We start from the raw sequence: 18,395 nt of genomic DNA, 5'->3' as shown, positions 1-18,395 counted from the left end.
ACGCCGCTCATTCCGCCGCCACCTTCCGAGAAGGGCCGGATCCATGACCTCTTCCCCGACCCCGCCGATGTCCGCCACGGCGTCGACGCCCCCCACGTCCCCCGCGCCGCAGTCTCCCCGCGCTCCCCGCCGCGGGCGCCGGGCGGCCGCCGCGGCCGCGGCGGCCCTGGCCGTCACCGCGACCCTCGCCGTGGGCCAGTCCCAGGCGGGCGCGGCTCCCGCGCCCGGCTCGCCCGCCGCGGACACCGCCTCCGCCGCAGCGGCGCTCGCCGAGTGCACCGCCGACGGGTTCTGCGAGGACTTCGAGGCGCAGACCGGCACCGGGCTGTCCGGCCGCTGGACCGCCTCGGCCCCCAACTGCACCGGCACCGGTGCCGCGTCCGTGGACTCCGCCGTCGCTCACACCGGAGCGAAGTCCCTGCGCATCGACGGCACGGCCGGTTACTGCAACCACATCTTCGCCGCGACCGATCTGACCGAGGTGGCCGGCAGCTCCTCGCTGCACGTCCGCTTCTACGTCCGGCACACCACGGCGCTGCCCGCCGCGCACGTCACCTTCCTCGCCATGCACGACCCGAACGACGGCGGCAAGGACCTGCGGATGGGCGGCCAGAACGGCGCCCTGCAGTGGAACCGCGAGTCCGACGACGCCACCCTGCCCGAACAGAGCCCGAACGGCGTGGCCCTGAGCCGGCCGCTGCCCCTCGACGAGTGGACCTGCGTCGAGTACGGCATCGAGGGCAGCACCCTGGAGACCCGCGTGAACGGCGAGGTCGTGGAGGGGCTCGTCGTCGACGGCACCCCGACCCACGACATCGACCGCCAGTGGCTGAACAAGGCCGGCTGGTCGCCCGCACCGACCGACCTCCGGCTCGGCTGGGAGAGTTACGGCGACGGCGCCGACACCCTCTGGTATGACGACGTCGCGGTCGGCACCTCACCCATCGGGTGCTGAGCGCGTGACGGGTCGGCGGCCGTCCGGCGCACCCCGCGTCCTTCCCGGCGCGGTGTCGCGCGGCGGCCGCCGTCCCGCGTCCGCCCCGGCCCGTCCGGCGCCCGGTGAGCGGCAGGACTTCGGAGTGCAGCACTCCGTTTTCCGGGCTTTCCACTTCCGGGTCTCTGGCGGACGCCCAGTTCACTGGGTACGCTGAAAGCGCTTCCAGGGCCCGGCGGCAAGGATTTCCGCCCGGCGGGCCCGGATCCGGGCGGCGTCAGCGGGGGGTTCGTTTGTGAGAGATACGATCATGCAGCCGCTACGAGCGGAAGGAGCTGCGCGTGCGCCGCGCGGCGGGAGGCACTGCCACACACGGAGAGCCGGTGACTGAATCAGCCGAGGCTCAGTCGGTGGGACGTATGAGCCAGAACGCGACCCCGACCCTGGAAGAGGTGGCGCGGGCCGCGGGAGTCTCCCGGGCCACGGCGTCACGGGCCATCAACGGCCTTCCCTACGTCAGCGAGAGAGCCCGGGAGCAGGTCGCCCGGGCCGTCGAGGTCCTCGGCTACCGCACCAACCAGGTCGCGCGGTCGCTGGCCACCAAGCGGACCGGCTCGATCGCCCTGGTGATGTCCGAGCCCGGCAACTTCGTGCTCAGCGACCCGTTCTTCGCCCGCGTGCTGCGCGGCATCTACAGCGGTCTCTCCGGCAGCCAGATGCAGCTCGTCCTGCTGATGAACAACGAGCAGGACGAGGAGGACGGCTTCGCCCGCTATCTCTGCGGCGGCCATGTCGACGGGGCGCTCGTCGTCAGCCTGCACGGCGAGGACCCGCTGCCCGGCCTGCTGGTGGACGCCGGCCTGCCGGTCGTCCTCGGCGGCCGGCCGCTGGCCCGCGTCGACGCGCCCTACGTCGATGTCGACAACTTCAACGGCGCCAGCTCCGCGGCCCGCCATCTGATCGACATCGGGCGCCGCAGGGTCGCCACCATCGCCGGACCCGAGGACATGTCGGTCGGCATGGACCGGCTCAGCGGGTGGCGGCGGGGCATGGCCGGCACCGGCATCGCCACCGACGCGGTCGAGCACGGCGACTTCACGATGGAGGGCGGTGCCGCCGCGATGCGCCGGCTGCTGCGCAACCATCCGGACCTGGACGCGGTGTTCGCGGCCTCGGACCTGATGGCCGTGGGCGCCATGCAGGTCCTGCACGCGGCCGGCCGCCGGATCCCGGAGGAGGTGGCCGTGGTGGGCTTCGACAACCTCGACATCGCGCCCACCATGTCGCCGCCCCTGACCACCGTCCGCCAGCCGATCGAGGAGTTCGGCCGGACCATGACCTGGCGGCTGCTCGCCCAGCTGGAGGGCGAGACCGGCCTGCCGCCGTCGATCATGCTCCCGACGGAACTGGTCCGCCGGGCGTCCACCTGACGGGCCCCGTCCGCCCCGGCCGCCGCGGGCCCGCGGGCCCCGTCCGCCGCGGCGCCCGCGGCACGGCGCGCGGAACGGGCGGAACCAGCACCGGATCGCGTCGAGCGGCCGGTACTGTCCTGCCCGTCGGGTACCGCCCGGTGTCGTCGGGTCGCTGTCGGAGGAGCTGAGGTGGAGCGAAGGGAACCGGAGGCCGCGGATACGGAGGCCGCCGCACCGGAGATCCTCGGCAATGTCCCCGGATCGTTCCCCTGGGGCGTCTGGCACGACCGGCACCCGGCGCTCGTCGAGCGGCTGCTGCACGCGACCCCGTACGGGCCGGGGGAGCGGCAGGCGCTGCGGGACCTGCTCGCGGAGACCCTCGACGGCGTCATCCAACCGCTTCCCGCGTCCGCGCGCGACCGGGAGCTGTGGCACGGCGACTGGGACCGCGGCCACTTCGGCAAACGCTGGACCGACGCCCCGTTCCTGTGGGCGGAGAGCTACTTCTACCGGCGGCTGCGCGAGGCGCTCGGCTACTCCGTACCGGGGCCGTGGCGCGGCATCGACCCGTTCGCCCCGATGAAGGACGCCGAACTGGCCGGCGACACGGTCGACGGCGAACTCGCCGCGCTCGACGGCGGGTCGGGGCCGGGCGGACGCTCCCCGGACGAGCTGTCACCGGACGAGCGGACCGACGCGCTGGTGCTGGCCGCGCTCTGGGGCAACCGGGCGGACCTCGGCTTCCGCATCACCGGCGGCGAGCCCGGCGCCGGCGGCGCGGAGAGCCTGGTGGCAGACGAGAGGCCCGCGCTGCGCGAACTGCTGCGCGCGGCGGGGGAGCGGCGGGGGCGGATCGTGCTCGTCGCCGACAACGCCGGGCGGGAGCTGATCCCGGATCTGCTCCTGATCGACCATCTGCTCCTCACCGGGGCGGCCGCGGAGGTGGCCCTGCACGTCAAGCCGCACCCCTACTACGTGTCCGACGCGACCACGGCGGATGTCCTGGCCGGGCTGCGGCGGCTGGTGGCGGCACCCGGCACGGCGGGGGAGACCGGGCGGCGGCTGTGGGAGGCGATGAGCACGGGACGGCTCGCGGTGCGGGCGCACGCGTTCTCCTGCGCGCCCCTGACCTACGCGGCGATGCCGGGCGACCTGCGGGCCGACTTCGGCACGGCCGCGCTGACGATCTTCAAGGGAGACCTCAACTACCGCCGTCTGGTGGGCGACCGGGACTGGCCGGCCACCATCCCGTTCGCCGAGGTCACCGGCTACTTCCCGGGTCCGGTCGCGGCGCTGCGGACCCTGAAGTCCGATGTCGTGACGGGGCTCGGCCGCCGCGTCCTGGACACCCTGGACGCGGGCGGCGCGGCGGACGGCGCATGGCGCACGGACGGCAGCCGCGCGCTGGTGCAGGTTCGCCCGTGACGGTGACGTACCGGCCGAACGGGCGCGCGGCGGGCGGCGGTCCGGCCATCATGGCGGGCATGGACGAGGAGGAGCGCCGACCGCGCACCGTACGGCTCCGGGCGCATCTGGAGGATCTCCGGGACCGGCTGGATCCGGCGTCGTACCACCTGCTGACGAAGATCCTGCGCGGAGTGGAGGCCGCCCTGGCCGCCGGGGGCGGAGACGTGGAGATCGATCTTCCGGAGGCGGAGCGGGAGTTGTTCACCCCGCAGCTCCAGCGCGAGCTGCGCACGGTGATGGGGCTGCTGGACTTCGCCGAGGACAGCGTGGTCATCGACCTCGGCGAATCCGGAGCCGGGCACGGGCAGGAGCGCGAACACGGACCCGAAGGCGGACCCGAACGCGGACGCGAATACGGACCCGGGCGCGGAGACGAAGGCGGCGCGGGCGAAAGCGACGCCGTGCGGCGGCAGCGGGCCGCGGATCTGCGCGAGGTCCGCTCCATCGCCAGGGCCAGCGGCATGAGTCCGTGACGGGGCCCGGCCCGGCTGCCAGGGCCGTCCGCAGCGGACATTGATGACGCGTTCAGCAAACGTTGAGCGGCGCCGTGCAGCATGACCGCCATGTTGATCGACTTCATCGGCCCGGCAGAGCGCCCGCCCGGCTGGCGGGATCGAGCGTTGTGCGCGCAGGTCGGGCCCGAGTTCTTCTTCCCCGCGGCCGGCGGTTCCACCCGGGAGGCCAAGCGGGTGTGCGGGGCCTGCCCGGAACGGGCCGAGTGTCTGGCGTACGCCCTCGAGCACGACGAACGATTCGGTGTCTGGGGCGGGCTGTCCGAGGGAGAGCGGCGAAGACTGCGCAAGGAACGGGGGAACGGCGGGACCGGGTGACCGCCGCCGTCCTCCGCGGGCGCTCCGCCCGCGGAGGACGGGCCGCGACACGGCCGCCTGCCGAAGGGGAGGCCGGGCCGCGGGGAGACGGACGGGAGGACGGGGGAGGACGGGCCGCCGGGAGCGGCGGCCCGGGAAGGCGGTAGGGGGGAAGCAGCCGCGAGAGGAAGCGCCGGGAACAGCACGGCGATCACGGGGGATACGGGGATACGGGGGGAACGGCCGGGGGGGAGCGGCACGGGGGAACAGCCGCGGGGTGAGCGCGGTGAGGGGGACGGGGCAGCAGCCGCGGGACGAGGCGCGGTGAAGGGGACGGCGGGATGAGGCGCGGGCAGCGGTACGGGGGAGGCCGGACGGAAGCGATTTGGCGCCACGGTCACGAGCGCGTAGAGTCAGGTTCACCGACGCGGGGTGGAGCAGCTCGGTAGCTCGCTGGGCTCATAACCCAGAGGTCGCAGGTTCAAATCCTGTCCCCGCTACTCATCACAGCAGGCCCGGTGCTTCCGCACCGGGCCTGCTGCGTGTGGTCCTACGCCCCGGACTCGGCCTTGCGGGCCGCCCGGCGGGCCAGCAGCGCCTCGCGCCGCTCGTCGAACTTCGTCGCCTGGGCGTCGAGGCCGCCCAGGAACATCCCCAACTCCTCCTGCGCCTTGAGCCCTTCCGGCCCGAGACCGGAGATCTCCAGCACCTTCAGGAAGCGCAGCACGGGCTGGATGACGTCGTCGTGGTGGATCCGCATGTTGTAGATCCCGCCGATCGCCATCTGGGCCGCGGCGCGCTCGAAGCCCGGCATGCCGTGGCCCGGCATCCGGAAGTTCACGACGACGTCGCGGACCGCGGACATGGTCTGGTCCGGAGCCAGTTCGAACGCCTTGCCGAGCAGGTTGCGGTAGAAGACCATGTGCAGGTTCTCGTCGGTCGCGATGCGCGCCAGCATCCGGTCGCACACCGGGTCGCCGGAGTGGTGGCCCGTGTTGCGGTGCGAGATCCGGGTGGCCAGCTCCTGGAAGGCGACGTACGCGACCGAGTGCAGCATGCTGTGCCGGTTGTCGGACTCGAAGCCCTCGGACATGTGCGCCATCCGGAACCGCTCCAGCTGCACCGGGTCGACCGCGCGCGAGGTCAGCAGGTAGTCCCGCATCACGATGCCGTGCCGGCCCTCCTCGGCGGTCCAGCGGTGCACCCAGGTGCCCCACGCCCCGTCGCGGCCGAAGAGCGTCGCGATCTCGTGGTGGTAGCTGGGCAGGTTGTCCTCGGTGAGCAGGTTGACGACGAGGGCGATCCGGCCGATGTCGCTGACCTTGGACTGCTCCGGCGCCCAGGCCTCGCCGCCCATGACGCCGTCGAAGTTCCGCCCGTCGCTCCACGGCACGTACTCGTGCGGCATCCACTCCTTGGCGACCTTCAGATGCCGGTTCAGCTCGGTCTCGACGACCTCCTCCAGCGCGTGGAGCAGTCGGACGTCGCTCCACCCCTCCGATCCGTTGAGGGTGGCGGGGGTCATGGTCACAGCGGCTCCTGGGGACGGTGGTACACCTACGGTTACGTAGGTTACGAAACCGTAGGTTAAAGGGCGGGTAAGTCAGGGGCCAGGGGGTCGGGGGGAACGTCCCTTTTTATCCGCTATATCCGTCCGGCTGGCCGTACAGATCCCGCAGCCGCACCGAGAGACAGGTCACACAGCCCTCCAGCTTCTCGAACTCCCCGATGTCGACCGGCACCGGCTCGTACCCGAGGTCCGCGAACAGCTCGGCCGTCTTCGGGGCGCTCGCCGCCATCAGCAGCCGCCGGCCGCCGAGCAGCACCACGTGCGCGCCGGACGCCTCGGGCACCGGCAGGAAGCGCGGGAACAGCGACGGGACCTCCACCAGCGGGGGGTGGCCGATCACTGTCCCGTCCGGCAGCGCCGTCACCGCGCTCTTCAGGTGCAGCACGGTGCTGACCGGAACGGCCACCACCCGGGCCCCCAGCGGTTCGAACGCCGCCCGCAGCTGCCGCACACCCTCCGTGTTGGTCCGTTCCGCCGCGCCCCGCATAGACGGTGTCGCCGACCTTCAGCACGTCACCGCCGTCCAGCGTGCCGGGCTCCCACACCCAGTTCACCGAGCAGCCCAGCCGGGCCACGGTCTCCTCGACGGCCGCCGTCTCCGGGCGGCGGGACTCCGCTCCGGGCCGCGCGATCAGCGCCACGTTGCGGAACACGACCACGGTGTCCTCGACGAACACCCCGTCCGGGCAGTCGTCGGCCGGCTCCGTCTCGACGGTCTCCCAGCCGTGCGCCCGCAGCGCCTCCGCGTAGCCGGCCCACTGTTCCAGCGCCCGCACGGCGTCGACCGGGGAGCGTTCGAGGTGGGTGACCAACCCCTCGGCGAGCCGCGGGCTGGGGCGGCGGATCAGGGCTTTTCTGCTGGGCACGGCTTCTCCTCGTCTCTTTCCGCGGGTCCGGTCACGCGGTGGCGATGCCCGCTGCCTACCCATCCTGCGCCCCGGCACCGGCCCCCGGCGAGATCGCCGGCGCCGGGAAATGCCGGTGCCCCGGCGACCCCACCGTGCGAGGATGCGCGTCAACCGGGCCGATCCGGAAGGGTGAAGGGACACACATGGCGGAACAGGCGGGCACGGGCGGGACCGGAGAGCGGGAGCGGGTGCGGCCGGACGACGTCACCGCCGCGGCCGGCTTCAGCGCGGACACGCTGCGGCAGGTCCAGGACGAGGACTGGTCCCGGCCCGCGGGCCCGCTCACCTGGGACTGCCGGTACACCCTCCTGCACGTCTGCAGTGACTTCTTCGGCTACGCCGGGCAGGTCGCCGGCCACCCGGAGGACGACTATCTGCCGGTCGACCTGAAGGAGGAGGAGGGCGCGACCGTCCCCCGGCTGCTGAACGCCGTCGCGGCCACCGGCGCGCTGCTGGCCGCGATCGTCCGGGTCACCCCGGACGAGGCCCGCGGCTACCACCCCTACGGCGTCTCCGACCCGGAGGGCTTCGCCGCCATGGGCATCGTCGAGGCCCTGGTGCACACGTACGACATCGCCACCGGGCTCGGCCTGGACTGCGCGCCCCCGCCGGACGTCTGCGCGCGGACGCTGCACCGGCTGTTCCCGGAGGCACCGCGGGACGCCGACCCCTGGCAGGCGTTGCTCTGGGCGACCGGCCGCGCCGAACTCCCGGGCTTCGCCCGCCGGGAGAGCTGGCGCTGGCACGGCGAGCCGCTCAAGGGCTGAGGACGGCCCGCACGGCCCGGACGCGCACGGCACGAGCACGCGCGCCGGACGGGAGCGCGTGCGTTCCCGCCCGCCGCGGCCGGTACGCGTCACAGGTGCCGGGGCGTCCCGTTCACGTCCGGGTGTGTCGCGGCATCCGCTGTGCGCGGCAAGTGCGGCGGCATCCGCCGCGCGCGCGTGTGTTGCGGCCGGCCGTTCTCCCGTTCAAGCTGATCGGACATCAGCGGCAGCACGCCGCACGACCGAACGGGGAGCCCCATGCGCATCCGAACGAACACCAGAACGGCTCGGGCCGCCGCGGCACTGGCGGCGGCCGGCGCCGCCCTCGCCGCGGCCGCGGTCCCGGCCCACGCGGCACCGGCCGGACCCGGAGCGGCGCCGGCCTTCCTGGAGGCGGGCGAGCTGCCGCCGCACGCCTCGTCCCCGTGGACGGCGCACCCGGTGACCGCGGGCCTGCCCGAAGCCGTGCCCTTCTGCGTCGCCGGCCAGCTGCCCCGCAAGGGCTCCTCGCACCGGCTGTTCACCACGGAGCTGGAGACCAACGCCACCCAGGTCGTGGTGGAGACGGCGACCCCGCGGCGCGCCGCCCGGCTGGCCGCCGCGCTGGAGGAGGCCGTCCGCGGCTGCGCCGACCGCGTCGAGGCCGGGTACCCGGAGGCCACGGCGTCCTGGAAGGACCTCGGAGGCGTCGACGCCGGGGACGGCGCCCACGTGTACGGCGTCGAGACGGCGTTCCCGGAGAGCGCCCGGGACGTGCACCTCTACGGCGTCGGACGGGACGGGGACACCGTCACGCTCGTCGACTGGGGCGAGTTCGGCACGGTGAACACCTCCCCGGTGGCCGACTTCCGGGAGACCACCGCGACCGCGGTGACCAAGCTCCACGCCTCCTGAACGATCCCGGCGGACACCGCGGGGGCGCGCCGGGGGCACCANCCCCCGCACGACCGGGCGGCACTGCGAGCCGTCGCGAGTCCCGCCGCCGAGTCACCCGGAGTCTCCTGCCGCCGCGTCACCCGAGCCTCCGAGCCCCCGAGTCGCGCCGCCGCGCCACTCCGAGTCGTCGTGAGCCCTGCCGCCGCGTCGCCCCCGAGTCCTCGCGAGTCGTGCCGCCCGCGTCACACCTCGTCCGCGCCGATGTCCGCGAGCTGGCCGTCCAGCCGGACCCAGCGGGTGATCCCCAGCCCCCGCAGAAACGGCAGATCGTGACCGGCCACGACCAGCGCCCCCCGGTACGACTCCAGGGCCGCGGTGAGCCGTTCGACCCCGGACATGTCGAGGTTGTTCGTCGGCTCGTCCAGCAGCAGCAACTGCGGCGCCGGTTCCGCCAGCATCAGAGCGGCCAGCGTCGCCCGGAACCGCTCACCGCCGGAGAGGGTGCCGGCAAGCTGGTCCGCGCGGGCACCCCGGAACAGGAACCGGGCGAGCTGCGCCCGGATCCGGTTGCCGGTCGCGGCGGGCGCGAAGCGGGCCACGTTGTCCGCGACGCTCAGCCCGTCGTCCAGCACGTCGAGCCGCTGCGGCAGATGGCGCACCGGCACCTCGGCCCGTACCTCGCCCGCGACCGGCTCCAACTGCCCGGCGATCGCCCGCAGCAGGGTCGACTTCCCGGCCCCGTTCCGCCCGACGAGGGCGATCCGCTCCGGGCCGCGCACGTCGAAGGCCGGTACGGCGGCGCCGTGGGGCAGCTCGACCTCGCGCAGTGTCAGCACGGTGCGGCCGGCCGGTACGGCCGTGTGCGGCAGGTCGACGCGGATCTCGTCGTCGTCCCGTACGGCATCCGCCGCCTCGTCGAGCCGCTCCTTCGCCTCCTCGAGTTTCGCCGCGTGCATCAGCCGGTGCTTGCCCGCCGAGACCTGCGCCTCCCGCTTGCGGGCATTCATGACGATCTTGGGCTCGCGCTTGTTGGCGTACATCTTGTTGCCGTAGCGGACCCGGCGGGACAGCTTGGTCTGCGCCTCGGCCAGCTCCCGCTTCTGCCGCTTCACATCGCCCTCCGCGGCACGCACCACGCGCTGCGCCGCCTCCTGCTCGGTCTCCAGCGCCTCCCGGTACGCGGAGAAGTTGCCGCCGTACCACCGGACGGCGCCGTCCCGCAGCTCGGCGATCTGGTCGACCAGCTCCAGCAGTTCGCGGTCGTGGCTGACGACCACCATCACCTTGGGCCAGGACGTGACGGCGTCGTACAGCCGGCGCCGGGCGGCCAGGTCGAGATTGTTGGTGGGCTCGTCCAGCAGCAGGACGTCCGGACGGCGCAGCAGCAGCGCCGCCAGCCGCAGCAGCACCGACTCGCCGCCGGACAGCTCGCCGATCGTGCGGTCGAGGCCGGTGTGGCCCAGACCGAGCTGGTCGAGCACCGCCAGGGACCGTTCCTCGACGTCCCAGTCGTCGCCGACCGTTTCGAAGTGCTCCTCGCTCACGTCGCCGGACTCGATGGCGTGCAGCGCGGCGCGCACCCCGGCGACACCGAGCGCCTCGTCGACGCGCAGGCCCGTGTCGAGGGTGAGGTTCTGCGGCAGATAACCGAGGTCGCCGGCGACCCGGACGGAACCGCCGGCGGGGCGCAGCTCACCGGCCATCAGCCGCAGCAGCGTCGACTTGCCGGAGCCGTTGCGGCCGACGAGACCGGTGCGCCCGGGCCCCACGGCCAGATCGAAGTCCGCCAGGACGGGAGTGCCGTCGGCCCAGCCGAAGCCGAGCGAGGAACAGGTGATGGACGGGGTGGAGGGGGTGGACGGAGATGGCATGCGAGGCCTCCCGGAGTGACGCGTGCGGACCGACAGGGCGACACGGAAGGACACCGGGATTGCGGCGACGGCCGGGCGGGCAGCAGAGAAAAGGCCCCGGTCGGACGGGAGGCGGCTCGAACCCGAGATCGCACGCGGTTCACGCTCCGCTCCGCGGATGCCGCGGGGGCGTGAACGGTGTCCGGACCTCAGATGAGCAACGCAGCTCCGATCGACGACAACAGGGCCAGTGACGACGATACGGACGTGCGCGGGCGGCGGCAAATTGTTTTTCCGCCGGATTCCCCGCCGCGCGCACCGTGCCGCCGGGACGGCCGCACCGCCTGGAGGATCTTGTGACGCACGGCCGCTACTCGCTCCCCGCCGAACTCTGCCTGCTCGCCTGGGACCCGGCCACCGGTCAGCTCGCCGGTGTCCCCGAGCTGCCCGGACTGGTGCGGGCCGGGGCGCTGACCGAGCTGCTCCAGCGCGGGCTGCTGACCGACGCCGACGGGGCGGCGCGGCCCGACGACGACGCCCGCACGGGCGACTTCGCGCTGGACGACCTGCTCGAACTGATCGGTGAGTCACGGCCGCACAGCTGGCGCGACTGGGTCACCCGGCACGCGAAGCTCACCCTCGACGCCGCACGGGGTCTGCTGGAGCGCGACGGCGCGCTGCGGCCCGAGCACAAGCGGATGCTGGGGCTGCTGCCGGCGAAGGACTACACGCTGGAGCGGGAGGCGGCGGTGACGGCGCTGCGGGCGGACGCGCTGCGCCTGCTGCGCGGCCCGGGCGGCACGGCGGCGGTGCCGGGACGGGACGCGGCGCTGATCGCGCTGGCGGACGCCGGAGAGCTGCGGACCGTGGTCTCCGGGGACGACGCGGTCCGGTACCGGCAGCGGATCGCGGGGCTGGCGGCGCGCAGCGAACGGGCGGCCCGGGGCGCGGCACCGGAGCGGGAGCACGGCGGCAGCGGGGCTGTGGGCGGGGCCGGGGCTCCGGGGACGGCAGGGGGAAGCGCGGTGACCGGGGCTCAGGAGGCGGCCGGGGCTTCGGGGGCGGCCGAGGAGCGGGTGCCGGCCGGGATCCCGGGGACGGCGGAGGAGCGGGCGGTGGCCGAGGTCCGGGCCGGGCTCGCCGACGCGGTGGCCGCGGCCCGCCGGGAAGCCCTCACCGGCGGCTGACCGGCCGCGCGGGCCGGGGTGCTCACGGCTCCGGGACCCGGCCTGCCCCGGCCTCCCGGGTCTCGGGGGTTTCGCGGGCCCCGGGGCCTCACGGGCCGGTCTCGCGGGGCCCCGCGCACGGCGGCGTCATCAGCGTCTCCCCGGGTTCCGTACCCGGGCGGGAGCGGCGGCAGCGTCCGGGGCGGGGCCGGCCGCGGTGTCCGGGCCGGGTCCGGCGGAGGTGTCCGGGGCGGTGCGGGCGGTGCGCGCTCAGGCCTCCCGCAGCAGGTGCGCCAGATCCTGGTCGACGTCGAGATACAGGTGCTCGTGCCCGGGCGGCACCAGGGCGTACGTGTCCTCGATGAAGCGGCGCAACTCGGCGGTGTCCACCCGGACCATGGCGGTCCCGGCCACGGCGTGGAACTCCAGCACCGTCACCAGCGGGCCGAAGGGCCGCACGTGCACGTCCCCCTCACCCACCGGCTCCAGCAGCCCGGCGGACAGCAGGTCCCGGGCGAACACCCAGGTCACATCGGCGCCCGCGAGCGAGGCGTGGGGCGGGAAGCAGGCCTGGACGGCCAGCGGGTCGTCGCGCCGGTAGCGCAGCGTCGCGGGTACGTCCTGCACCTGACCCTCGGTCGTGATGAGGCCGGCATGGACTGCTCGGTCGATGACAGGGGACAACGCCTGCCTCCTCGCGGGTTCGTCAGTGGGCTGCTGCGTGGACTGCTGGGTTACTTCGTCAGGGCTACACCCGTAATGACGATCCCGGACCCCCCTGAGTGTGCCGATTTCAGACGTGACATCGGTCACGCTGCCCCGCCGGCGGGCGGAACGCATGCTTCCGGGGTGCCGGGGCACTCGGAGATCCCGTGCGCTGCGAGGAGGTGCCACAACGATGACCGCGACCACCCGCACCCGGCCCCCGGCCGCGGCCGGGGGCCCCGCCGGAGGCCCGCGGCTGCCCGCCGGGCGCGGCGAACTGTCCGCGGCCGTGACGGCGGCACTGGCCGGGGCGCCGGGCACGGCGAGGTCCCTCCCGGACGAGCGCGCGGTGCGATCGGCCGACCCCTGCGGCGACGACCTCCAACTGGCCCTTTACGTCTGCTACGAGCTGCACTACCGCGGCTTCGCCGGCGTCGACGAGAACTGGGAGTGGGACCCGGACCTGCTCGCCTTCCGGCAGCTGCTGGAGCGGCGTTTCCTGGCCGCACTGCGGGCCGGCGCGCCCCGGCCCGCCGACGCCGCCACCGCCCTGGACGAGCTGCTGGTGGAACCGGTCGACGCGGACGGCGTCAGCCACCGGCTCGCGGAGTCGGGGGAGTTGTGGCAGCTGCGCGAGTACGCGGCCCAGCGTTCGCTCTACCACCTGAAGGAGGCCGACCCGCACGCATGGGTGATTCCGCGTCTGGAGGGCCGGGCGAAGGCGGCGATGGTCGCGGTGGAGTACGACGAGTTCGGCGGCGGACGCGCCGAACGGGTGCACGCCCGGCTCTTCGCCGACCTGATGGCCGACCTCGGCCTGGACCCGTCCTACGGCCGCTATCTGGACGCCGCACCGGCGCCCATGCTCGCGAACGTCAACGTGATGTCGCTGCTGGGCCTGCACCGGGCGCTGCGCGGGGCGCTGGTCGGCCACTTCGCGGCGGTGGAGATCACCTCCTCCCCGGGCTCGCGGAGGCTCGCGCGGGCCCTCGAACGCGTGGGCGCGGGACCGGCCGCCGTGCACTTCTACGCCGAGCACGTCGAGGCGGACGCCGTGCACGAGCAGGTCGTGCGCCGGGACGTGGTGGGGGATCTGCTGGACCGTGAGCCGTGGCTCGACGGCGACGTGGCGTTCGGCGTGGCGGTCACCGGACACCTGGAGGAGCGGCTGGGCGCGCACCTGCTGACGGCGTGGGAGGCCGGCCGCAGCTCGCTGCGCGAACCACTGGACGGGACGGGGGCGGTCGGCGGCCGCCAGGCCGCCAGGAGCGGCGGTGCGCGGTCGGAGGCGCGCGGCCGGGCATGAAGGGCCGGGCGGTGACGGCGGAAGCGGTCACCGCCCGGCGGCAACCGGCGGTGGCGATCGGAGACGGCCACCGGTGACTGCCACCTGCCACCGGTGCTGGCCACCGGTGGCGGCAGCCGTCCGCGGCCGCCGTCCGTGGCGCGGCGGCGACCGGAAGGCGGCACACGCGGCTACCGGCGGCGACCGGAAGGCGGCACACGCGGCTACCGGCGGCGACCGGAAGGCGGCACACGCGGTGAGGGCCGCCAGGGGTGAGGCCACCGGTGGAGTGGAGCGGTCGCCGGGGATGGCCCACGGGAACGGCGCCGGGTGCGGCCACGGTGAGGGATACGTCCGCAGGAGAGGGCGCGCGCCCGAAGGAGAGCGCGAGCGGTGGGGGCGGGTGAGCCGGCAGCGGGGCAGGAGGGGACGGCACACCGGGGCCGCGGGCCCCGGTGTGCCGGACGCCGGACCGCGGCGGTTCAGCGGTTCCCGCCGCCGGAACACGCACTCCCAGCACCGCCGGAGCGCGTACCGCCGGAACCCGTGCCCTCCGCGTCTCGGTACGGACGTCCGGAACCGGCACTCCCCGCACCGTCGGAACCCGTACCGCCGGAACCGGCACCGCCCGTACCGTCGGAACCCGCCCCGCCGGAGCGCGTACCGCCGGAACCGGCACTCCCCGTACCGCCGGAGCCCGCACCGCGCGTACCGCCCGTACCGCCGGAACCAGCACCTCCCGTACCGCCGGAGCCCGTGTCCCCCGTGTCGCCGGAGCGGGCACGGGACGTACGGTCCGCGTCGCGGTCCGCGGGGCCGGGGGCCGCGCGGACCGGGGTGCCGCCGTCCGCGCTCGCGGGGTCCCGGTGGCCGGGCCGGCCGCGGCGGCGGTGACTGGTGTCGCACCAGGGGAAGCGGCGGCTGCGCCGGCAGGCGCACAGGGCCACCGTGAACCGGTCGGAGCGCACGGTGCTGCCGTCCTCCAGCACCACCTCCACGGGCCCCTCCACCAGCATCGGGCCGCCCGGCACCGGAGTCACCCGGCGCGCCTCGCGCCGCGGGTCCGGAAGCGCCCGGGCCCCGGCGGCCGGAGCCCGCGGACCCGGGGAGGGCGTCACCTCCACGCCGCGCACCCCCGAGCCCGGCCGCTCCGAAGCAGGCGCACCCGGAGCCGGCGCACCCGGAGCCGGCGTATCCGGACCCGGTGTACCCGGACCCGGTGTACCCGGACCCGGTGTACCCGGACCCGGCGTCTCCGGACCCGGCGGGCCCGCGCCCGGGTACGCCGGGTCCCGTACGTCCGGGCGGGAGGGCGTGTCCGTGGGGTCAGAGGGCTCGTTCGGCACGGATCACCACCAGCTCCTCCTTGTCCTCGCCGGGCAGCAGCAGCCCCCGTTCGCGCAGCCAGGCCACGCGTTCGCGCAGCCGCGGGCCGAAGGGGACGAACCGGCGTTCCGTCACCTCCGCGTCGAGCCCGGCCCGCACCAGGGCGTCCAGGGTCGGCGAGATCCCGCTCAGCGCCGACTGCACCAGCAGCAGCACCCCGCCGGGCCGGAGCCGGGCCGGGGCGTCGGCGCAGATCCGGTCGAGCACGTACCGCCCGTCGTGGCCGCCCTCCCAGGCCCGGGCCCGGCCGCGCCGGGGCGGTCCGGCGAGCGGCGACGGCACGTAGGGCGGATTGCTGAGGATCAGGTCGTACCGGCCGTCCGGTACGGGCCGCAGCAGGTCCCCGCGCCGGGTCCGGACGGTGACGGCGGACAACCGGGCGTTGATCCGGCAGGTGATCACCGCGCGGAGTGAGGCGTCGACAGCGGTGACCCGCGCGCCGCGCCGCGCCGCGGCTACCGCCAGTGCCCCGGTTCCGGTGCCGATGTCCAGCACGCGGGCGCCCGGGGCCATCGGCTCGGCGCGGAGCGCGGCGGCCAGCAGCGAGGTGTCGTCCTGGGGCGCGTAGACCCCGGGTGGTCTGAGAAAGAGCACGTGAGCCGCGTACCCCGAGAGAGTCGATCAAACGTCGCGCCGCTCCAGCGGCCGGTTCGCCGGGCCCTGGAGGACCGCTCCGTCCACGCCGAACCGGGAGCCGTGACAGGGGCACTCCCAGGCCCGCTCGCCGGCGTTGAAGGACACCAGACAGCCCATGTGGGTGCAGCGGGCGGACACCGCGTGCGGCGTGCCGTCCTCGTCCCGGTAGACCGCGCAGCGCCGCCCGCCCACGCGTACGACCGCGCCCCCGCCCGGCGGGATGTCGTCCACCGCGTCGGTGTGCGCCGTGCGGAGCCGGTCGCCGACGAAGTGGCGGCCCACCGTCGCCTGGTGCTTCAGGAAGTCCGTGCCCTCCCTGACGGTGCTGCGCAGCCGCCCGGGGTCGTACAGCCCGGCCCACTCGGGCTTCTCGCCCCGGATCAGCGCGGACAGCAGGCGGCCCGCCATGACGCCGCCGCTCATGCCCCAGCCGCCGAAGCCGGTGGCGACGTAGGCGTGCCGGGCGGCGGGGTGCAGCGGGCCGACGCAGGCGACCGTGTCCGTCGGGTCGTTGTCCTGGGCCGCCCAGCGGTACGACAGTTCGATGCCGGGGAAGTGACGCACGGTCCAGTCCGCCAGTTTCCCGAAGTGCTCGTCGGCGTCGGCGGTGCCGGGCAGGAACGTCTCGCCGGTGACGATGAGCAGCCGCTGCCCGTCCGGCCCCGGCGCGGTCCGGACCGACCGCTTGTTCTCCTCCTGGGTGATGTACATGCCGCCGGGATCGCGGTCCGCCGGGACGAGTCCGGCCACGACGAGTTCGCGGTGCGGTGACAGCTTCGCGAAGAGCAGGGAGCGGTCGAAGACGGGGTAGTGCGTGGCGACCACGACGTCGCGCGCGGTCACCGTGGCCCCGTTCTCCGTGGTCACCCGGCAGGGCATGCCCTCGCGCAGCCCGGTCACGCGGGTCCGTTCGTAGACCTGCCCGCCCTGGGCGAGCAGGTCGGCCGCCAGACCCAGGAGGTATTTGCGCGGGTGGAACTGGGCCTGGTCCTCGACCCGGACGGCACCGGCCACCGGGAAGGGCAGCCCGGTCTCCTCGACGTACGAGGCCGCGAGCCCGGCCTCCGCGGCGGCCCGCGCCTCGGCCCGCACGGCGTCGGTGCCGGCCGGGTCGCGCACGTAGGTGTAGGCGGGTCCGCGCTCCAGGTCGCAGTCGATGCCGAGCCGGGCCGCCGTCGCGGCGACGTGCTCCACGGCGTCCTGCTGGGAGCGCGCGTACAGCCCGGCGCCGTCCGCGCCCCGGGTCCGGCGCAGCCGGTCGTAGACCAGGGTGTGCAGGGCGGACACCTTCGCGGTGGTGTAACCGGTGATGCCCGCGGCCACCCGGTCCGCCTCCAGCACGACCACGCCGAGCCCGGCCCGTGCCAGCTCCCAGGCCGTGCTGAGCCCGGCGACGCCGGCCCCGATGACGGCGACATCGGTCTCCAGATCGGTGGCGAGCGCCGGGTGGGAGGTGCCCGGCGTGGTGTCCATCCAGTACGACTCGTGGCTGTCCGGAAGATGCGTCATGCGGGGCGGGTGCCCCTTCGCGCGCGTCCTGCACCTGGCCGGAGCAGCGAGGCCGGACCCCGGCGGGCGGGCGGTCTGAGTAGCACGGCTGAGTACGCGCACTCATGCGGGTTGTCAGACCCGGAGGACAGGATGATCACCATGGAGAACAGCGCATGCACCCGGATTCAGCCGCAGCACGAGCAGTACGTCTCCCCGGACGAGCGGCCCTACGACCGGTCCGCCGTCGAGGGCGTGACCAAGGCCGTCCTCGCCCTCTCCGCGGCCGCGGGCGTGCTCTGGGTGGTCTCCATGGTCTACACGCTGACGGTCTGGGCGCTGTCCGGCTGACACCCGGGGCACCGGGGGCGGGGACGTACGGGCCGGGGCGGGGACGTACGGGCCGGGCGAGCGGGCGTACGGGCCCGGGGCAGGGGACGTACGGCTGCGGGGCGCGCCGGACGCGCGGAGCGGGAACGGAAGCGGCGGCGGACGGTCGCGGACGGTCCTGGCCGGGGCAGGGCCGGGGGGCGCGGCGGAGCGCCGTAGGGTGAGCGCATGTTCGTACTCGAGTTGACCTACTGCGCTCCCGTCGACGAGGTCGACGCCCTCCGCGAAGCCCATATGGCCTGGGTCGACGAGCAGTTCGAGGCGGGGGAGTTCGTCGCGTCCGGGCGGAAGAACCCGCGGGACGGCGGGATCATCCTGGCGGTGGGAACCGACCGGGACCGGATCGAGGCGGTCGCGGCCAGCGACCCCTTCGCCCAGGAGGGCGTCTGCGAATACCGGATCACGGAATTCGTCGCCACCCGTACGGTGCCCGCCCTGAAGGAGTACCGCCAGCAGGGCTGAGCGCCGGGGGCGTCCCCGTCCCACCGTGCGGCGGACCCCGGCCGGAAACCGGCGGGACGGAAGCCGGTGTGACCCCCGAGCCGGCATGACGCGGAAGCCGAAAGCGACAACCGGTGTGGCATGAAGGCCGGAGCGGGAAGCCGGTGTGACACGACAGCCGGGAACGGGAAGCCGAAGCGACAGCCGGCGTGACACGGAAGCCGGAGCAAGAGAAGCCGGGGCCACGCGCCCCGGCTTCGTCATTGCGGCTTCCCGGGGGCTTGACCGGGCATTCTCCTGTGGTG

17 protein-coding genes, 1 tRNA gene and 1 pseudogene are annotated in these 18,395 nt (G+C 74.7%); 12 read left to right on the top strand and 7 right to left on the bottom strand.

From position 1 onward, the window contains the following. The first annotated feature begins 43 nt into the window (after positions 1 to 43). The 6 genes from GCU69_RS25340 (at position 44) to GCU69_RS25315 (ending at position 5,122) form a co-directional block, all read left to right on the top strand. Complete coding sequence (locus GCU69_RS25340; RefSeq protein ID WP_235978696.1) at positions 44 to 955, top strand: hydrolase; 912 nt, start codon at positions 44 to 46, stop codon at positions 953 to 955. 398 nt (positions 956 to 1,353) lie between these two features. Continuing rightward, positions 1,354 to 2,364, top strand: a complete 1,011-nt coding sequence (locus tag GCU69_RS25335; RefSeq protein ID WP_098754180.1) for a LacI family DNA-binding transcriptional regulator — start codon at positions 1,354 to 1,356, stop codon at positions 2,362 to 2,364. Between the two features lie 171 nt (positions 2,365 to 2,535). Continuing rightward, positions 2,536 to 3,771 carry a damage-control phosphatase ARMT1 family protein gene (locus GCU69_RS25330; RefSeq protein WP_098754181.1) on the top strand — a complete coding sequence of 412 codons (1,236 nt, stop codon included), beginning with the start codon at positions 2,536 to 2,538 and terminating at the stop codon, positions 3,769 to 3,771. Beyond that, complete coding sequence (locus GCU69_RS25325; protein ID WP_098754182.1) at positions 3,768 to 4,286, top strand: hypothetical protein; 519 nt, start codon at positions 3,768 to 3,770, stop codon at positions 4,284 to 4,286. Before GCU69_RS25330 ends, GCU69_RS25325 begins: the two co-directional genes overlap by 4 nt. A gap of 90 nt (positions 4,287 to 4,376) precedes the next feature. Further along, the gene (locus GCU69_RS25320; RefSeq protein WP_098754183.1) at positions 4,377 to 4,643 is read left to right on the top strand and encodes a WhiB family transcriptional regulator; all 267 of its coding nucleotides are present in this window, start codon (positions 4,377 to 4,379) and stop codon (positions 4,641 to 4,643) included. A 405-nt stretch (positions 4,644 to 5,048) separates the two neighbouring features. Next, positions 5,049 to 5,122 (top strand) — tRNA-Met (locus GCU69_RS25315). 50 nt (positions 5,123 to 5,172) lie between these two features. Here GCU69_RS25315 and GCU69_RS25310 read toward each other — a convergent pair. Beyond that, positions 5,173 to 6,147, bottom strand: a complete 975-nt coding sequence (locus GCU69_RS25310; RefSeq protein ID WP_408055843.1) for an acyl-ACP desaturase — start codon at positions 6,145 to 6,147, stop codon at positions 5,173 to 5,175. Between the two features lie 112 nt (positions 6,148 to 6,259). After that, a pseudogene (gene ddaH / locus GCU69_RS25305) lies at positions 6,260 to 7,058 on the bottom strand (dimethylargininase). A gap of 185 nt (positions 7,059 to 7,243) precedes the next feature. On the opposite strand from ddaH, the gene GCU69_RS25300 reads away from it, so the two are divergent. Further along, the gene (locus GCU69_RS25300) at positions 7,244 to 7,867 is read left to right on the top strand and encodes a maleylpyruvate isomerase N-terminal domain-containing protein (RefSeq protein WP_170315926.1); all 624 of its coding nucleotides are present in this window, start codon (positions 7,244 to 7,246) and stop codon (positions 7,865 to 7,867) included. Between the two features lie 258 nt (positions 7,868 to 8,125). After that, on the top strand, positions 8,126 to 8,761 hold the full coding sequence (locus GCU69_RS25295; protein ID WP_098754527.1) for a hypothetical protein: 636 nt from the start codon (positions 8,126 to 8,128) through the stop codon (positions 8,759 to 8,761). A gap of 224 nt (positions 8,762 to 8,985) precedes the next feature. Here GCU69_RS25295 and GCU69_RS25290 read toward each other — a convergent pair whose 3' ends face one another. After that, complete coding sequence (locus GCU69_RS25290) at positions 8,986 to 10,614, bottom strand: ABC-F family ATP-binding cassette domain-containing protein (protein WP_156207265.1); 1,629 nt, start codon at positions 10,612 to 10,614, stop codon at positions 8,986 to 8,988. 335 nt (positions 10,615 to 10,949) lie between these two features. On the opposite strand from GCU69_RS25290, the gene GCU69_RS34450 reads away from it, so the two are divergent. After that, a complete protein-coding gene (locus tag GCU69_RS34450) occupies positions 10,950 to 11,780 on the top strand; it encodes a GOLPH3/VPS74 family protein (RefSeq protein ID WP_268969338.1) in 831 nt (276 codons plus the stop codon). Between the two features lie 249 nt (positions 11,781 to 12,029). Here the strand turns inward: GCU69_RS34450 and ssgD are convergent, their stop codons facing one another. After that, a complete protein-coding gene (gene ssgD / locus GCU69_RS25280) occupies positions 12,030 to 12,443 on the bottom strand; it encodes a spore wall synthesis regulator SsgD (RefSeq protein ID WP_098754555.1) in 414 nt (137 codons plus the stop codon). Positions 12,444 to 12,657: 214 nt separating this feature from the next. On the opposite strand from ssgD, the gene GCU69_RS25275 reads away from it, so the two are divergent. Beyond that, positions 12,658 to 13,770, top strand: coding sequence for an iron-containing redox enzyme family protein (locus GCU69_RS25275; RefSeq protein WP_098754556.1), 1,113 nt, complete (start codon positions 12,658 to 12,660; stop codon positions 13,768 to 13,770). Between the two features lie 461 nt (positions 13,771 to 14,231). Here the strand turns inward: GCU69_RS25275 and GCU69_RS34620 are convergent, their stop codons facing one another. The 3 genes from GCU69_RS34620 to GCU69_RS25260 form a co-directional block, all read right to left on the bottom strand. Next, on the bottom strand, positions 14,232 to 14,765 hold the full coding sequence (locus tag GCU69_RS34620) for a CDGSH iron-sulfur domain-containing protein (RefSeq protein ID WP_328630019.1): 534 nt from the start codon (positions 14,763 to 14,765) through the stop codon (positions 14,232 to 14,234). 310 nt (positions 14,766 to 15,075) lie between these two features. Further along, on the bottom strand, positions 15,076 to 15,729 hold the full coding sequence (locus GCU69_RS25265) for a HemK2/MTQ2 family protein methyltransferase (protein WP_098754557.1): 654 nt from the start codon (positions 15,727 to 15,729) through the stop codon (positions 15,076 to 15,078). Between the two features lie 27 nt (positions 15,730 to 15,756). Beyond that, positions 15,757 to 17,280 (bottom strand): FAD-dependent oxidoreductase, encoded by a 1,524-nt coding sequence (locus tag GCU69_RS25260; RefSeq protein ID WP_098754558.1) that lies wholly within the window; start codon positions 17,278 to 17,280, stop codon positions 15,757 to 15,759. A 141-nt stretch (positions 17,281 to 17,421) separates the two neighbouring features. Between GCU69_RS25260 and GCU69_RS25255 the strand changes: the two genes are divergently transcribed. Together GCU69_RS25255 and GCU69_RS25250 are read left to right on the top strand one after the other, a co-directional pair. Then, positions 17,422 to 17,610, top strand: a complete 189-nt coding sequence (locus GCU69_RS25255; RefSeq protein ID WP_143671231.1) for a hypothetical protein — start codon at positions 17,422 to 17,424, stop codon at positions 17,608 to 17,610. 207 nt (positions 17,611 to 17,817) lie between these two features. After that, complete coding sequence (locus tag GCU69_RS25250) at positions 17,818 to 18,111, top strand: YciI family protein (RefSeq protein ID WP_098754560.1); 294 nt, start codon at positions 17,818 to 17,820, stop codon at positions 18,109 to 18,111. The last annotated feature ends 284 nt before the right edge of the window (positions 18,112 to 18,395 follow it).

This window comes from Streptomyces lycii, from assembly GCF_009735685.1.
GTDB classification, from domain to species: domain Bacteria; phylum Actinomycetota; class Actinomycetes; order Streptomycetales; family Streptomycetaceae; genus Streptomyces; species Streptomyces lycii.
The sequence above is the reverse complement of the archived record's forward strand: the minus strand, read 5'-3'. Positions and strand labels throughout refer to the sequence as shown.

Bases quoted from the DNA above. Each gene is read 5' to 3' on its own strand.
- GCU69_RS25340 (WP_235978696.1), top strand. From the start codon at position 44: ATGACCTCTTCCCCGACCCCGCCGATGTCCGCCACGGCGTCGACGCCC.
- GCU69_RS25335 (WP_098754180.1), top strand. From the start codon at position 1,354: ATGAGCCAGAACGCGACCCCGACCCTGGAAGAGGTGGCGCGGGCCGCG.
- GCU69_RS25320 (WP_098754183.1), top strand. From the start codon at position 4,377: ATGTTGATCGACTTCATCGGCCCGGCAGAGCGCCCGCCCGGCTGGCGG.
- GCU69_RS25310 (WP_408055843.1), bottom strand. From the start codon at position 6,147: ATGACCCCCGCCACCCTCAACGGATCGGAGGGGTGGAGCGACGTCCGA.
- GCU69_RS25300 (WP_170315926.1), top strand. From the start codon at position 7,244: ATGGCGGAACAGGCGGGCACGGGCGGGACCGGAGAGCGGGAGCGGGTG.
- GCU69_RS25295 (WP_098754527.1), top strand. From the start codon at position 8,126: ATGCGCATCCGAACGAACACCAGAACGGCTCGGGCCGCCGCGGCACTG.
- GCU69_RS25290 (WP_156207265.1), bottom strand. From the start codon at position 10,614: ATGCCATCTCCGTCCACCCCCTCCACCCCGTCCATCACCTGTTCCTCG.
- GCU69_RS25275 (WP_098754556.1), top strand. From the start codon at position 12,658: ATGACCGCGACCACCCGCACCCGGCCCCCGGCCGCGGCCGGGGGCCCC.
- GCU69_RS34620 (WP_328630019.1), bottom strand. From the start codon at position 14,765: ATGCTGGTGGAGGGGCCCGTGGAGGTGGTGCTGGAGGACGGCAGCACC.
- GCU69_RS25260 (WP_098754558.1), bottom strand. From the start codon at position 17,280: ATGACGCATCTTCCGGACAGCCACGAGTCGTACTGGATGGACACCACG.
- GCU69_RS25255 (WP_143671231.1), top strand. From the start codon at position 17,422: ATGGAGAACAGCGCATGCACCCGGATTCAGCCGCAGCACGAGCAGTAC.
- GCU69_RS25250 (WP_098754560.1), top strand. From the start codon at position 17,818: ATGTTCGTACTCGAGTTGACCTACTGCGCTCCCGTCGACGAGGTCGAC.